The 13,747-nt window shown below is 57.0% G+C and carries 11 protein-coding genes; 5 read left to right on the top strand and 6 right to left on the bottom strand.

Annotation, left to right across the window (positions count from 1 at the left end; translation table 11 throughout):
- Nucleotides 1-59: 59 nt before the first annotated feature.
- Nucleotides 60-404: an iron-sulfur cluster insertion protein ErpA gene (gene erpA / locus I6L58_RS08390; protein WP_006173633.1), complete on the top strand. Its 345-nt coding sequence runs from the start codon at nucleotides 60-62 to the stop codon at nucleotides 402-404.
- 57 nt (nucleotides 405-461) lie between these two features.
- Here erpA and I6L58_RS08385 read toward each other — a convergent pair whose 3' ends face one another.
- From I6L58_RS08385 to mtnN, 3 genes are read right to left on the bottom strand one after another with little or no spacing between them, the layout of a single operon-like run.
- Nucleotides 462-1,085: a TRIC cation channel family protein gene (locus tag I6L58_RS08385; protein ID WP_006173631.1), complete on the bottom strand. Its 624-nt coding sequence runs from the start codon at nucleotides 1,083-1,085 to the stop codon at nucleotides 462-464.
- A gap of 33 nt (nucleotides 1,086-1,118) precedes the next feature.
- Nucleotides 1,119-1,919, bottom strand: a complete 801-nt coding sequence (gene btuF / locus I6L58_RS08380) for a vitamin B12 ABC transporter substrate-binding protein BtuF (protein WP_006173630.1) — start codon at nucleotides 1,917-1,919, stop codon at nucleotides 1,119-1,121.
- On the bottom strand, nucleotides 1,912-2,610 hold the full coding sequence (gene mtnN / locus I6L58_RS08375) for a 5'-methylthioadenosine/S-adenosylhomocysteine nucleosidase (RefSeq protein ID WP_058609716.1): 699 nt from the start codon (nucleotides 2,608-2,610) through the stop codon (nucleotides 1,912-1,914). Before mtnN ends, btuF begins: the two co-directional genes overlap by 8 nt.
- 82 nt (nucleotides 2,611-2,692) lie before the next feature.
- Between mtnN and dgt the strand changes: the two genes are divergently transcribed.
- From dgt to cdaR, 3 genes are all read left to right on the top strand, one after another.
- On the top strand, nucleotides 2,693-4,207 hold the full coding sequence (gene dgt / locus I6L58_RS08370) for a dGTPase (protein ID WP_088208902.1): 1,515 nt from the start codon (nucleotides 2,693-2,695) through the stop codon (nucleotides 4,205-4,207).
- A 131-nt stretch (nucleotides 4,208-4,338) separates the two neighbouring features.
- The gene (gene degP, locus I6L58_RS08365; RefSeq protein WP_006173627.1) at nucleotides 4,339-5,778 is read left to right on the top strand and encodes a serine endoprotease DegP; all 1,440 of its coding nucleotides are present in this window, start codon (nucleotides 4,339-4,341) and stop codon (nucleotides 5,776-5,778) included.
- Nucleotides 5,779-5,932: 154 nt separating this feature from the next.
- Nucleotides 5,933-7,090 carry a DNA-binding transcriptional regulator CdaR gene (cdaR, locus tag I6L58_RS08360; protein WP_042319217.1) on the top strand — a complete coding sequence of 386 codons (1,158 nt, stop codon included), beginning with the start codon at nucleotides 5,933-5,935 and terminating at the stop codon, nucleotides 7,088-7,090.
- 66 nt (nucleotides 7,091-7,156) lie between these two features.
- On the opposite strand, the gene I6L58_RS08355 is transcribed toward cdaR, so the two are convergent.
- A complete protein-coding gene (locus I6L58_RS08355; protein ID WP_006173625.1) occupies nucleotides 7,157-7,546 on the bottom strand; it encodes a DUF3461 family protein in 390 nt (129 codons plus the stop codon).
- Nucleotides 7,547-7,852: 306 nt separating this feature from the next.
- Here I6L58_RS08355 and I6L58_RS08350 point away from each other — a divergent pair, with 306 nt between their 5' ends.
- Nucleotides 7,853-10,144 (top strand): FdhF/YdeP family oxidoreductase, encoded by a 2,292-nt coding sequence (locus tag I6L58_RS08350; protein WP_088208903.1) that lies wholly within the window; start codon nucleotides 7,853-7,855, stop codon nucleotides 10,142-10,144.
- Nucleotides 10,145-10,197: 53 nt separating this feature from the next.
- Here the strand turns inward: I6L58_RS08350 and dapD are convergent, their stop codons facing one another.
- Together dapD and glnD are read right to left on the bottom strand one after the other, a co-directional pair.
- Entirely contained in the window at nucleotides 10,198-11,022 is an 825-nt protein-coding gene (gene dapD / locus I6L58_RS08345) for a 2,3,4,5-tetrahydropyridine-2,6-dicarboxylate N-succinyltransferase (RefSeq protein WP_008501915.1), read from the bottom strand.
- Between the two features lie 32 nt (nucleotides 11,023-11,054).
- Nucleotides 11,055-13,730: a bifunctional uridylyltransferase/uridylyl-removing protein GlnD gene (gene glnD / locus I6L58_RS08340; protein ID WP_101738203.1), complete on the bottom strand. Its 2,676-nt coding sequence runs from the start codon at nucleotides 13,728-13,730 to the stop codon at nucleotides 11,055-11,057.
- Nucleotides 13,731-13,747: the final 17 nt, after the last annotated feature.

The raw sequence follows: 13,747 nt of genomic DNA, 5'->3' as shown, positions 1-13,747 counted from the left end.
ACAAAAGAATTGGGTGATTTTTACCCAATCGCAGTAAGCAGTATTCATGGGAGCATAAGATGAGTGATGACGTAGCGCTGCCGCTGCAATTTACCGAAGCAGCAGCCAACAAAGTGAAAACCCTGATTGCCGACGAAGACAATCCGGATCTGAAACTGCGTGTCTATATTACGGGCGGCGGCTGTAGCGGCTTCCAGTACGGTTTTACCTTTGACGACCAGGTGAACGATGGTGATATGACTATCGAGAAGCAGGGCGTCGCGCTGGTGGTTGACCCGATGAGCCTGCAATATCTGGTGGGCGGTGCGGTTGACTACACCGAAGGACTGGAAGGTTCGCGTTTTGTGGTGACCAACCCAAATGCGACTAGCACCTGTGGGTGTGGTTCTTCGTTCAGCATCTAAAGCTGAATGCACATACAGGCCCGGTTAGCGTAGCGCCACCGGGCTTATCAACGACAGTTATCTGGCATTTTCATCCAGCGCAAACGTCGGCAGTTTCAGGTGCCAGCGTATCGCCGCTAAACGTATCACCAGCGTCACCACCATCCCCAGCATCGCCGCATTCTCCAGCGGAACGGCAAAGGTGTAATACGCCGTCGCATGAACGATCCCGCCGATAATACAGGCCGTCGCGTAGATTTCCGTTCGCAGGATCATCGGGACTTCACGCGCCAGAATATCGCGAATGATGCCGCCGCCTACGCCGGTTAACACCCCCATACAGATCGCCACCATCGGGCCGGTTCCGGCAAGGAATGCTTTGTTTACGCCGATACCCACAAACACGGCCAGGCCGACGGCATCCAGCACCGGAAGCACCCATTTGGGTAGCCTGCGGGGCTGTCGCACCAGGACAATGGTTAACAGACAGGTGACCATCGCCACCACCATATCGGTTGGGTCTTTGACCCAGAATACCGGACCGTTGGCCAGTGCCATGTCGCGGATCGTCCCACCGCCAACCGCTGTGACCACGCCCAGGACTAACACGCCAAACGGATCCATGCGCAGTTTCCCGGCGAGTAACACGCCGGAGATAGCAAAAACGGCTGTGCCAAGTATATCCAGCCAATACACGAGCATCCTGAAATCCTCGAAAGGGGGCCTGTAACGATGTTAATGACTCTCTGCCAGCGCGGCACAGAGTTGTTTTGCGGCGAGGATAATACGCGGGCTGGCGCGTTCAAACCAGTCGCTGTTTAGGGCGATTACCGGAATTTTGAGCTGGCGTTGCCAGAATTGTTCTATTTTAGGAATCTCACTCGCATTTCCGACCACCACAATTGCCTGCGGCTGCCGGGCGAGTACCTGTTCCCGACTGACCTGCGGCCACGGCACGCGGCTTGCGGCAAAGATATTTTCGCCACCGCAGAGTTCAAGTACCTGGTTCTGAATGGAGCCTTTGCCGGTGGTGAACAGCGGCTGGCTGCCAAACTGCAGGAAGACCCGTTTTTTAGCGGGAGTGTCGTATCTGGCTTTCAGCGCCGCATAGTCGCTGAGCATCTGCTGTGCAGCCTGTTCGGCTTTTATCGGCGTAGGGCTAAAAGGGGCGAGGGCGCGCAGCGCCTGGGCAACTTGCTCGACGCTCACCGCATCTACCCACATCACCTTGATCCCAAGCGACGCAAGCTGGTTAACCTGACGTTCGGCATTGCCGCCGCGCCAGGCCAGCACCAGATCCGGCTTTAGCGCCACAATGCGCTCCAGATTCATTCCCTGCCAGGTGGCGACCTGTTCGATGCCCGCGGCCTGCGCCGGGTAGTCTGAAAAGCTGCTGACGCCGACGGGGACGATCCCGGCTGCGAAGGCCAGTTCGGTATTTGCCGGCGAGAGGGTAATGACGCGCGGCGCGGCGAACAGCCAGGCCGGGGCGAGCAGAAGCAGGGCGCTCAGCGCCCTTACGATCCCTTTACCCACGAGCCAGTTTCTGCACCAGGGTTTCCACCATCACGGTGGACTGTTTTGCCGCAACGGCCAGGAACTCGTCGAAGCTCAGGTGCGATTGCTGGTCGGCCACGTCAGAGATGGCGCGAACCACCACGAACGGCACGCTGAAGTTATGGCAAACGTGGGCGATAGCGGTGGCTTCCATCTCAACGGCCACGGCCTGCGGGAAGTTATGGCGAATTTTCGCCAGGCCTACAGAACCGTTGATAAAGGCATCACCGCTGACGATCAGCCCGCGAACCGCGTTGAGGTTCAGCTCAGCAATGCAGTTTTCCGCGGCGGCAACCAGTTTATCGTCGGCTTTAAAGCCTGCCGGGCAGCCCGGAAGCTGGCCGTACTCGTAGCCAAAGGCCGTCACGTCCGCATCGTGATAACGCGCTTCGTCAGACACGACGATATCACCCACTTTCAGCGTCGGCGCCAGACCGCCCGCAGAACCGGTATTAATGATGAGGTCCGGTTTGCAGCGTTCGAGCAGCAGCGTTGCACCCAGCGCCGCAGCCACTTTACCGATGCCTGATTTCAGCAGAGCAACGTCAACGCCGTTCAGCTGGCCGGTATAGATCTCACAGCCACCCAGCGAAAGGGTCTGACGGTTCTCGATTTTGTCACGCAGCAGCGTAACTTCTTCTTCCATTGCACCAATAATGCCGATTTTCATAGATTTACTCGCGATGTGCCTTGTTAAGGGGCATAGTCTATCATGCGGTTAAGAGGAAACGCATTCTCACGCGGGGGAGCACATGTCACCAATCGATTTTCGAACCAAAATTAACTGGCACCGTCGTTTCCGTTCGCCGCAGGGCGAAAAGAGCGAACATGAGATTTTGCGCATCTTCGAAAGCGACCGTGGGCGCATCATTAACTCTCCGGCGATCCGCCGTCTGCAGCAAAAAACGCAGGTGTTCCCGCTGGAACGTAACGCGGCGGTGCGCACGCGCCTGACGCACTCTATGGAAGTTCAGCAGGTGGGGCGTTACATCGCCAAAGAAATTCTGAGCCGCCTCAAAGAGCAGCGGCTGCTGGAGACCTATCACCTTGACGAGCTGACCGGGCCTTTCGAAAGCATCGTCGAGATGGCCTGCCTGATGCACGATATCGGCAATCCGCCGTTTGGTCATTTCGGCGAGGCGGCCATCAATGACTGGTTTAAACAGCGACTTTTCCCCACGGACGCGAGCAGCCAGCCGCTCAGCGACGACCGCTGCGTGGTGCGAGATTTACGCCTTCGCGAAGGGGAAGAGGGGCTAAACGATCTGCGGCGCAAGGTGCGTCAGGATCTGTGTCATTTCGAAGGGAATGCTCAGGGCATTCGTCTGGTGCACACCCTGATGCGCATGAACCTGACGTGGGCGCAGGTGGGCTGCATCCTTAAATATACACGGCCAGCCTGGTGGATGGGGGAAACGCCCGCCACCCACAGCTATCTGATGAAGAAACCGGGGTATTATTTATCCGAAGAAGAGTATATAGCGCGGCTGCGTAATGCGTTGTCATTGACCCCGAACGGGCGCTTTCCATTGACGTGGATTATGGAGGCTGCCGACGACATCTCCTATTGTGTGGCCGACCTTGAAGACGCCGTAGAGAAAAGAATATTTAGCGTCGAAGAACTTTATCAGCATCTTTATGACGCCTGGGGTAAACATGAAAAAGGGTCTTTGTTTGCGCAGGTCGTAGAAAATGCCTGGGAGAAATCGCGCGCGAATACGCTGAGCCGCAGCACGGAAGATCAGTTCTTTATGTATTTGCGGGTCAATACATTAAATAAACTGGTGCCGTATGCCGCCTCGCGTTTTATTGATAACCTGCCGATGGTCTACAGCGGCGAATTTAATCACGCGTTGCTGGAAGATGACAGCAGCTATAGCCAACTGCTTGAGCTCTATAAAAATGTCGCGGTGCGCCACGTTTTCAGCCACCCGGACGTGGAGCAACTGGAGCTGCAGGGGTACCGGGTGATCAGCGGTTTGCTCGACATTTATCAACCCCTGCTGCAATTATCCGTCGATGAATTTAGCGAGCTGGTAGAAAACGAGCGCGTGCGGCGAATTCCGATTGAATCCCGGCTGTATCAAAAACTGTCGACCCGCCATCGTCTGGCCTATGTCGAAGCCATCAGTAAACTGGACCGGAACGCTGCTCAATGGCCGGTGATGGAATATTATTATCGCTGCCGCCTTATTCAGGACTATATCAGCGGCATGACAGATTTGTATGCCTGGGATGAATACCGCAAGCTGATGGCGGTTGAATAAGCCCGGAGTTTTGTAAAGACGACCAATAAATTTTTACTTTTTCCATAAACTTAATCCCGGAACTAAGCGGTATAAAACGAATCTGAGTTACACAGCAATTTTGCGTTATCTGTAAATTGAGATTGAGAAACATGAAAAAAACCACGTTAGCAATGAGTGCACTGGCTCTGAGTTTAGGTTTAGCGCTGTCTCCTCTGTCTGCTACTGCAGCCGAGACCGCGTCTTCGGCAGCAACCGCGCAGCAGATGCCAAGCCTGGCACCGATGCTCGAGAAGGTGATGCCATCGGTGGTGAGTATCAACGTTGAGGGCAGCACCACCGTCAATACGCCGCGCATGCCGCGTAACTTCCAGCAGTTCTTTGGTGATAACTCACCGTTCTGCCAGGACGGTTCGCCATTCCAGAGCTCCCCATTCTGTCAGGGCGGTGGCCCAGGGGATGACGGTCAGGGCGGTGGCGGCCAGCAGCAGAAATTCATGGCGCTCGGTTCGGGCGTTATTATTGACGCCGCGAAAGGCTATGTCGTGACCAACAACCACGTTGTTGATAACGCCAGCACCATCAAAGTGCAGCTGAGCGATGGCCGTAAGTTCGACGCCAAAGTCGTCGGCAAAGATCCGCGTTCGGATATCGCGCTGATCCAGATTCAGGATCCGAAAAACCTGACGGCGATTAAGCTTGCTGACTCTGATGCCCTGCGCGTCGGTGACTACACGGTCGCTATCGGTAACCCGTTTGGTCTGGGTGAAACCGTGACCTCCGGTATCGTTTCTGCGCTGGGCCGTAGCGGCCTTAACGCGGAAAACTACGAAAACTTCATTCAGACAGATGCGGCCATCAACCGCGGTAACTCCGGCGGTGCGCTGGTGAACCTGAACGGCGAGCTGATTGGTATCAACACCGCCATCCTCGCCCCGGACGGCGGCAACATCGGGATCGGCTTTGCTATCCCAAGCAATATGGTGAAAAACCTGACCGCGCAGATGGTGCAGTATGGCCAGGTGAAACGCGGTGAGCTGGGGATTATGGGCACCGAACTGAACTCCGAACTGGCGAAAGCCATGAAAGTTGACGCTCAGCGCGGCGCATTCGTAAGCCAGGTCATGGCGAACTCGTCTGCGGCGAAAGCAGGCATCAAAGCGGGTGATGTGATCACTTCCCTGAACGGTAAGCCGATCAGCAGCTTTGCCGCTCTGCGCGCCGAAGTGGGTTCCATGCCTATCGGCAGCAAAGTGACCCTTGGCCTGCTGCGTGACGGCAAGCCGGTTAACGTGAGCCTGGAGCTGCAGCAGAGCAGCCAGAATCAGGTAGATTCCAGCACCATCTTCAGCGGTATCGAAGGGGCTGAGATGAGCAACAAAGGCCAGGATAAAGGCGTGGTGGTGAATAACGTGAAGGCGAATTCACCGGCTGCCCGTATCGGCCTGAAAAAAGGCGATGTCATCATGGGTGCTAACCAGCAGCCGGTGAAAAACATTGCTGAACTGCGCAAAATTCTCGACAGCAAACCTTCCGTGCTGGCGCTGAATATTCAGCGTGGTGATACCTCTATCTATCTGCTGATGCAGTAATTCCCTCAAGCCCCTGCACATTGCGTGCAGGGGCTTTTCGCTTTTCTGTGACCCTTTCCACAAGTCCATACTTCTCTCCCTGAGTTTGTGCATCTGCACAATGCAGCGCTGTCGGTACTCCCCTATGCTTGAGCTCTGCTCACAGGAGGGTTACATGGCTGGCTGGCATCTCGATACCAAAATGGCGCAGGATATCGTGGCGCGCACCATGCGCATCATTGATACCAATATCAACGTAATGGATGCCCGCGGGCGCATTATTGGCAGCGGCGACCGTGAGCGGATTGGTGAATTGCACGAAGGAGCGCTGCTGGTACTCTCCCAGGGCCGCGTGGTGGATATCGACGATGCGGTGGCGAAACACCTGCACGGCGTGCGCCAGGGGATCAACCTGCCGCTGCGTCTTGAAGGCGAAATCGTTGGCGTGATCGGCCTGACCGGCGAACCTGAATCGCTGCGTAAATACGGCGAACTGGTGTGCATGACCGCCGAGATGATGCTGGAGCAGTCTCGCCTGATGCACCTGCTGGCGCAGGACAGCCGCCTGCGTGAAGAGCTGGTCATGAACCTGATTCAGGCGGAGGAGCACACCCCGGCGCTGAGCGAGTGGGCACAGCGGCTGGGTATCGATCTTAATCAGCCGCGCGTGGTAGCGGTTATTGAAGTGGACAGCGGCCAGCTTGGCGTGGACAGCGCGATGGCGGAGCTGCAACAGCTGCAAAATGCCCTGGCGACGCCGGAGCGCAATAACCTGGTGGCGATCGTCTCCCTGACCGAAATGGTGGTGCTGAAGCCCGCGCTGAACGCGTTTGGCCGCTGGGATGCGGAAGACCACCGCCGCCGCGTGGATCAGCTGATTGCGCGCATGAAAGAGAACGGTCAGCTGCGTTTTCGCGTGGCGTTGGGAAATTACTTCACCGGGCCGGGAAGCATTGCCCGGTCGTGGCGCACCGCGCGTACCACCATGATGGTGGGGAAGCAGCGTATGCCGGAGAGCCGGAGCTATTTCTATCAGGATCTGATGCTGCCGGTGCTGCTCGACAGCCTGCGCGGCGGCTGGCAGGCCAACGAGCTGGCGCGCCCGCTGGTGCGTCTGAAAGCGATGGATAATAACGGCCTGCTGCGCCGGACGTTGCAGGCGTGGTTCCGCCATAACGTGCAGCCCCTGGCGACGTCAAAAGCGCTGTTTATTCATCGTAATACGCTGGAGTATCGGCTTAATCGAATTTCGGAGCTGACGGGGTTGGATCTGGGGAATTTCGACGACAGGCTGCTGCTGTACGTGGCGCTTCAGCTGGATGAGCAGAGATGATGCTGTGTGCGGTTTTCACCCTCTCCCTGTGGGAGAGGGCCGGGGTGAGGGCATCGGGCCGCACCGTTACTTATTGCGCGTAAGCTTCTCAAGATCCGCTTCAATCTCGCTGATCTTATGGGTGACAACGCTTTCCAGATGACGGAGGTCATCCAGGATCTTACGTTTGAGATCGACTTCAGTACGATCGCGCTGGCAGATCTGATCAAGTTCATCGATCACGTAGCGCAGGTTAGGGCTGATTTCCTGAACTTCTTTGTACCCCTGGCCGATCCCGTCGGCTACAACGGTCTTACGCTGGCGCGGGTATTTAAACTTCACGCTTTTGGCGAAAAACTCTCCTTTGTCTTTGTGAAAATAGATTTTCAAAATATCGTTGTTGGCTTCCTGGCGAAGGCTGTAACGATCAATTTCATCAGGATTGGTAATGCCCAGACTCTTCAGATTGTCGTACATAGCGGTACCCTTTATCTCAACATAACCTTTGAATAATTAACGAAAAAATCCCTTTTTGCCACTCTCCGATTCAAAATTCGCGGAGTCGATCCTGATTGCTTCCCGACTGCACGTAATAGAGCAGGCCAGAAACGGGCGCATCTTAGAAAATCCATACTCAGTATTCGCCTGCCTGCGCTCAGGGAGGGAACAGTAATCTAACTCGTTTATTGTAGTTTTTGGCTACCTCGTCAAGAGGAAATCAATATGAGAGTGAAATTGCTACCGTAGCCGCCATCAGAAATTGTCGGTAAATAAGCAGTCGCAATGAAAAAAGGTGTTCAGGGGATCGGTGGCTATCAGGGCCCGGCAGGGGGTTGGGGCGCGGTAAAAGCCGTCGCGGCGTCGGTGTTTTCACAGCGTGCCGTAGCCCGCGATATTATCGCCATGTTTAAGATGAACCAGGTCTCGGGCTTTGATTGTCCGGGGTGCGCATGGCCTGACCCAGGCCATCGGGCATCCATGGAGCTGTGTGAAAACGGTGTGAAGGCCGTTTCCTGGGAGACCACCAGCAAGAAAGCCTCGCCTGCGTTTTTTAGCCGCCATCCGGTTTCTGCCCTCTGGCATTACAGCGACTATGAGCTGGAAAACGTGGGGCGTCTGACCCATCCCATGAAGTATGACGCCGCGACGGACTGCTGGCAGGCGGTGGAATGGGACGTGGCGTTCCGGGAAATCGGCGAGCGCCTTCGCAGCTACGCTTCCCCGGAACAGGTAGAGTTTTATACCTCCGGGCGTACCTCTAACGAGGCGGCGTTCCTGTACCAGCTTTTTGCGCGCGAATACGGCAGCACTAACTTCCCGGATTGCTCCAACATGTGCCACGGCCCCACCAGCGCAGGCCTGACGCGCTCGATTGGCCTGGGAAAAGGGACGGTGGAACTGGACGACTTTGAGCACTGCGATCTGGTGATCTGCATCGGGCACAACCCCGGGACCAACCATCCGAGAATGCTGACTACCCTGCGGGAGGTGGCTAAACGCGGCGCCAAAATTATCTCGATTAATCCGCTGACTGAGCGGGGGCTTGAGCGTTTCAGTTTCCCGCAAAGTCCGAAAGAGATGCTTACCGGGCAGGCAACGACGCTGAGCCATCGTTATTACCAGGTCAAAATGGGGGGCGATGCGGCGCTGCTCAAAGGGATAATGAAAGCCCTCATTGAGAGGGATGAAGCCCGGGCCTTGCTTAACCAGTCGCCCTGCCTTGACCATGCGTTTATCGCAGAACATACCGACGGCTATCCGGCGCTGTATCAGGATTTGCGACAGTGCAAATGGGCTGAACTGGAGCAGGCAAGCGGGCTGACGCGCAGCCAGATGGAAGACCTGGCGGAAAGCTACAACAAGTCGCGCGCGACGATCGTCTGCTACGGGCTTGGGATCACCCAGCATAAAAACGGCACGGAAAACGTCCAGCAGCTCGTAAACCTTTTGCTGCTCAAGGGCAACATAGGTAAACCCGGCGCGGGGATCTGCCCGCTGCGTGGTCACTCTAACGTGCAGGGCGACCGGTCGGTCGGGATCAACGAAGCTGCGCCGGAAGCGTTCCTGCAGCGTCTGGAAGAGCATTTTTCCATTCAGGTTTCGCGTAAGCACGGGCGTTCCAGCGTGGAGAGTATCAGGGCGATCGAGCGTGGCGATGCCAAAGCGCTTATCTGCATGGGCGGCAACCTGGCGGTGGCCATGCCGGAACCACAGCGCACCTTTGCGGCAATGAAAAAGCTGGATATGCAGGTCCACATAGCCACAAAGCTTAACCGCTCGCACCTGCTGCTGGCGAAGCATAACTACCTGTTACCTGCGCTGGGCAGAACCGAGCGTGATATGCAGGCGACGGGCATCCAGTCCGTGACCGTCGAAGATTCTATGTCGATGGTCCATGCTTCATGCGGCGGATTAAAGCCAGCCTCGCGCGCGTTAAAGTCAGAGCCTGCTATCGTCGCCGGAATGGCACGCGCCACGCTGCCGAACTCCCCGGTGAACTGGGAGGCGATGTGCGGGAACTATGCGCTGATCCGCGAGGCCATTGAGGCCGTTATCCCGGCGTTTGCCGATTACAACGCGCGTATTGCCCGGCCCGGCGGTTTTCGTATGGACACGCCAGCGTCACGTCGGGAGTGGCACACGCCGAATGGCAAAGCAAACTTTGTTGTCGGGCGCCATGTCTGTGCTGAGCATCCGCATCGGCCTGACGATACGCTGATCCTGGCGACGCTGCGTAGCCACGATCAGTACAACACCACGATCTACGGGCTGAACGATAGGTATCGCGGGATCACCGGTCGCCGTGATGTTGTCTTCCTGAGCAAGGTCGAAGCTACGGCGCGCGGGCTGGTGGAGGGCGATGTCGTCAACGTTCAGGCGCTAAATGAAGAGGGTATGCCAGCAGAAGGGCGCGAAATGCGGGGACTGACGGTGGTGATCTACAACATGGCAGCCGGATCGATAGGGGCGTATCTGCCGGAGGCGAATGTCCTGCTGTCGCTGGAGGCGGTCGATAAGGAAAGCCTGACGCCAGCCTATAAAAGCGTGCCGGTCGTTATCGCGAAAGCCCGGTAAAACAAAACCCGCCAGAAGGCGGGTTTTTTACTTCTGGCGTATTGTCGAACGGATTAATCGATGGTGCGCAGCAGTTCGTTGATGCCCACTTTACCGCGCGTTTTCGCGTCCACTTTCTTCACGATAACCGCACAGTACAGGCTGTATTTGCCATCTTTTGACGGCAGGTTGCCGGAAACCACCACGGAGCCAGCCGGTACGCGGCCATAATGCACTTCGCCGGTTTCACGATCGTAAATACGGGTGCTCTGACCGATGTACACGCCCATGGAGATCACGGAGCCTTCTTCAACGATCACGCCTTCAACCACTTCAGAGCGTGCGCCGATGAAGCAGTTGTCTTCGATGATGGTTGGGTTAGCCTGCAGCGGCTCCAGAACGCCACCGATGCCGACGCCGCCGGAGAGGTGAACGTTTTTACCGATCTGCGCGCAAGAACCCACGGTCGCCCAGGTGTCCACCATGGTGCCTTCGTCAACGTAAGCACCAATGTTCACGTAGGAGGGCATCAGCACGGTATTGCGTGCGATGAACGCGCCCTGACGCACGGCCGCAGGTGGCACCACGCGGAAACCTTCTTTCTGGAAACGCGCTTCGTCGTAGTCCGCGAATTTCATGGGTACTTTGTCGAAGTAGCGGCTTTCTGCTCCGTCGATAACCTGGTTATCGTTGATACGGAAAGAGAGCAGCACGGCCTTCTTCAGCCATTGATGAGTCACCCACTGACCGTCAATTTTCTCTGCGACACGCAGTGCGCCGGAATCCAGCAGAGAAATCACCTGGTTTACGGCTTCACGGGTAACGGTATCCACATTTGCCGGAGTGATCTCGGCGCGACGCTCAAAGGCGGACTCAATAACGTTCTGTAACTGCTGCATTGTTTACTCTTTCCATTTCACTAAAAAACACGTCACCCTTTATCGTTTGGATTGAGGGCCGCTGTCAACCGTTGTTGTACTTCAAGTTGCAGCTCATTATTAAGGGCACGCCGGTCGGCGGTGGCGATTATAAATAAATCTTCTACTCGCTCGCCAATGGTTGTAATTCGGGCGCCATGAAGCGAAATTCCCAGATCGGCAAAAACCTGGCCGACCCGGGCGAGCAGCCCTGGCTGATCGAGCGCAATGAGTTCGAGGAACGATTTGCGGTCGGTATGGGTCGGCAGGAAATTGACCTCGGTATCGACGTTAAAAGGTCGCAGTTTGGCTGGTTGCCTGCGCGGCTGCGGCGGCTGCCAGCTGCGCTGGGTGATCGCCTGTTCCAGCCCAAAGCGTATCGCTTCATGCCTGTCCGACGACAGCGGGCTGCCGTCCGGCTCCAGTACGATAAAGGTATCCATCGCCATGCCGTCGCGGGTGGTGAAAATCTGTGCGTCGTGAACGCTCAGGTTTCGCCTGTCCAGTTCGGCGCAAACGGCGGCAAACAGATAGGGCCGGTCAGGGCTCCAGATGAAGATCTCCGTCCCGCCGCGCGTTGCCTGCGGGCTGAGCAGGATCATCGGCTCTGACAAATTATGTTTAAGCAGATGCCGCGCATGCCAGGCGAGCTGGTTTGGGCTGTGGCGCACAAAGTAGTTGGCGCGACAGCGCGCCCAAATCTGATGCAGCGCCTCTTCGTTAATATTTTCCATACGCAGCAACGCCAGCGCCTGAACCTGATGATGGCGCACGCGCTCGCGCATGTCCGGCGTGTTTTGCATCCCGCGGCGCAGCTGTTTTTCCGTGGCGAAATAGAGCTCGCGCAGCAGGCTCTGCTTCCAGCTGTTCCACAGCGTTTCGTTGGTGGCGCAGATATCAGCCACGGTCAGGCACACCAGATAGCGCAGCCTGTTCTCCGTCTGGACCGCTTCGGCGAACTGCTTAATAACTTCAGGATCCTGAATGTCACGACGCTGAGCGGTAACGGACATCAGCAGATGATGACGCACCAGCCAGGCGACGAGCTGCGTCTCGCGGGAGTTCAGCCCGTGCAGTTCGGCAAATTTGAGAATGTCCTGTGCGCCCAGCACCGAGTGATCGCCTCCGCGCCCTTTGGCGATGTCGTGGAACAGCGCGGCGATGAGGATCAGTTCCGGATGCGCCAGACGCGGCCACAGCTCGACGCACAGCGGATGGCGGGAGCGTGTCTCTTCCTGGGCAAAGCTCTCAAGCTTAAGCATCACGCGGATGGTGTGTTCATCCACCGTGTAGGCGTGGAACAGATCGAACTGCATCTGGCCGACGATATGCGACCACTGCGGCATATAGGCCCACAGCACGCTGTGACGGTGCATGGGCAGCAGGCCGCGGCTGACGGCTCCCGGGTGGCGCAGCATGCTCAGGAACAGGGCGCGTGCTTCCGGGATGTAACACAGCGGCTGGCGCAGGTGACGACGCGCATGGCGCAGGTGGCGCAGGGTCGTGGAGTAGATGCCGGTAATCGTGCTGTTGCGAACCATGGTATAGAACATGCGCAGGATCGCTTCCGGTTCGCGCATAAACAGCGTTTCGTCACGCAGATCGATAAGCGTGCCGCGCAGCTGGAATTCATCATCGATCGGGCGCGGCTTTTCGTCAGCCGTCAGCGCCAGGATCGCTTCGTCGAAAAGCTGGAGCAGCATCTGGTTCAGCTCGCTGACGCGGCGGGTGACGCGGAAGAAATCCTTCATCATCTGCTCAACCGGCTCGTTGCCTTCACCGCGATAGTTCAGGCGCTGGGCGACGCTGAGCTGACGATCGAACAGCAGGCGGTTATCGTAGCGGGTGAGTTCCAGATGGAGCGCAAAACGGATGCGCCAGAGCAGGTGCAGACACTCGTTCAGTTCGTTGCGCTCGGCTTCGGTCAAAAAGCCAAAACCGACCATCTCGTCCATCGAGGTGGCGCCAAAATGCCGGCGGGCGACCCACTGCAGCGTATGGATATCGCGCAGGCCGCCAGGGCTGCTTTTGACATCCGGCTCAAGATTGTAGCTGGTGCCGTGGTAGCGCTGGTGGCGCTGATTCTGCTCCTCGACCTTGGCCGCAAAGAATTTTTCCGAGGGCCAGAAGCCGTCGCTGAAGACGTGTTTTTGCAGTTCAAGGAACAGCGCAACGTCACCAATCAGCAGGCGGGTTTCAATCAGGTTGGTCGCGACGGTGAGGTCCGATAGTCCTTCGAGCAGACACTCTTCCAGCGTGCGTACGCTGTGGCCCACTTCGAGCTTCACGTCCCACAGCAGGGTCAGCAGTTCACCCACTTTTTGAGCCTGGTCGTCCGGCAGCCTTTTACGGCTTAAGATCAGTAAGTCGATATCCGAAAGCGGATGCAGTTCACCGCGGCCATAGCCCCCCACGGCAACCAGTGCCAGGTCGCCAATCTGCCCGAAGCCATAGTCGATCCACAGGCGCTGCAGAAGCTGGTCAATAAATTCGGTGCGCGCTTCGATCAGCTGCTCGGCAGAAATACCCGCGTCGAACGCGCTGCCCAGCCAGCGATGGAACACCTCCATGTGGGCTTTGATGTGGGCGCAGGTCAGTTCGTGCGGCGGCCAGACGCCCGGGTTATCAGGCTGGTCGGGGAGGGTGGGAAGGGCTGTGTTAGCATACTGTTCGGGTAAAAGATTACTCATCGTGCGCCACCCATAAG

Origin of the sequence: Enterobacter cancerogenus (assembly GCF_019047785.1) — a bacterium.
GTDB lineage: Bacteria > Pseudomonadota > Gammaproteobacteria > Enterobacterales > Enterobacteriaceae > Enterobacter > Enterobacter cancerogenus.
The sequence above is the reverse complement of the archived record's forward strand: the minus strand, read 5'-3'. Positions and strand labels throughout refer to the sequence as shown.

What these genes read in the sequence shown, in the direction of transcription:
- erpA (WP_006173633.1), top strand. Translation starts at nt 60, where the DNA reads ATGAGTGATGACGTAGCGCTGCCGCTGCAATTTACCGAAGCAGCAGCC.
- I6L58_RS08385 (WP_006173631.1), bottom strand. Translation starts at nt 1,085, where the DNA reads ATGCTCGTGTATTGGCTGGATATACTTGGCACAGCCGTTTTTGCTATC.
- mtnN (WP_058609716.1), bottom strand. Translation starts at nt 2,610, where the DNA reads ATGAAAATCGGCATTATTGGTGCAATGGAAGAAGAAGTTACGCTGCTG.
- dgt (WP_088208902.1), top strand. Translation starts at nt 2,693, where the DNA reads ATGTCACCAATCGATTTTCGAACCAAAATTAACTGGCACCGTCGTTTC.
- degP (WP_006173627.1), top strand. Translation starts at nt 4,339, where the DNA reads ATGAAAAAAACCACGTTAGCAATGAGTGCACTGGCTCTGAGTTTAGGT.
- cdaR (WP_042319217.1), top strand. Translation starts at nt 5,933, where the DNA reads ATGGCTGGCTGGCATCTCGATACCAAAATGGCGCAGGATATCGTGGCG.
- I6L58_RS08355 (WP_006173625.1), bottom strand. Translation starts at nt 7,546, where the DNA reads ATGTACGACAATCTGAAGAGTCTGGGCATTACCAATCCTGATGAAATT.
- I6L58_RS08350 (WP_088208903.1), top strand. Translation starts at nt 7,853, where the DNA reads ATGAAAAAAGGTGTTCAGGGGATCGGTGGCTATCAGGGCCCGGCAGGG.
- dapD (WP_008501915.1), bottom strand. Translation starts at nt 11,022, where the DNA reads ATGCAGCAGTTACAGAACGTTATTGAGTCCGCCTTTGAGCGTCGCGCC.
- glnD (WP_101738203.1), bottom strand. Translation starts at nt 13,730, where the DNA reads ATGAGTAATCTTTTACCCGAACAGTATGCTAACACAGCCCTTCCCACC.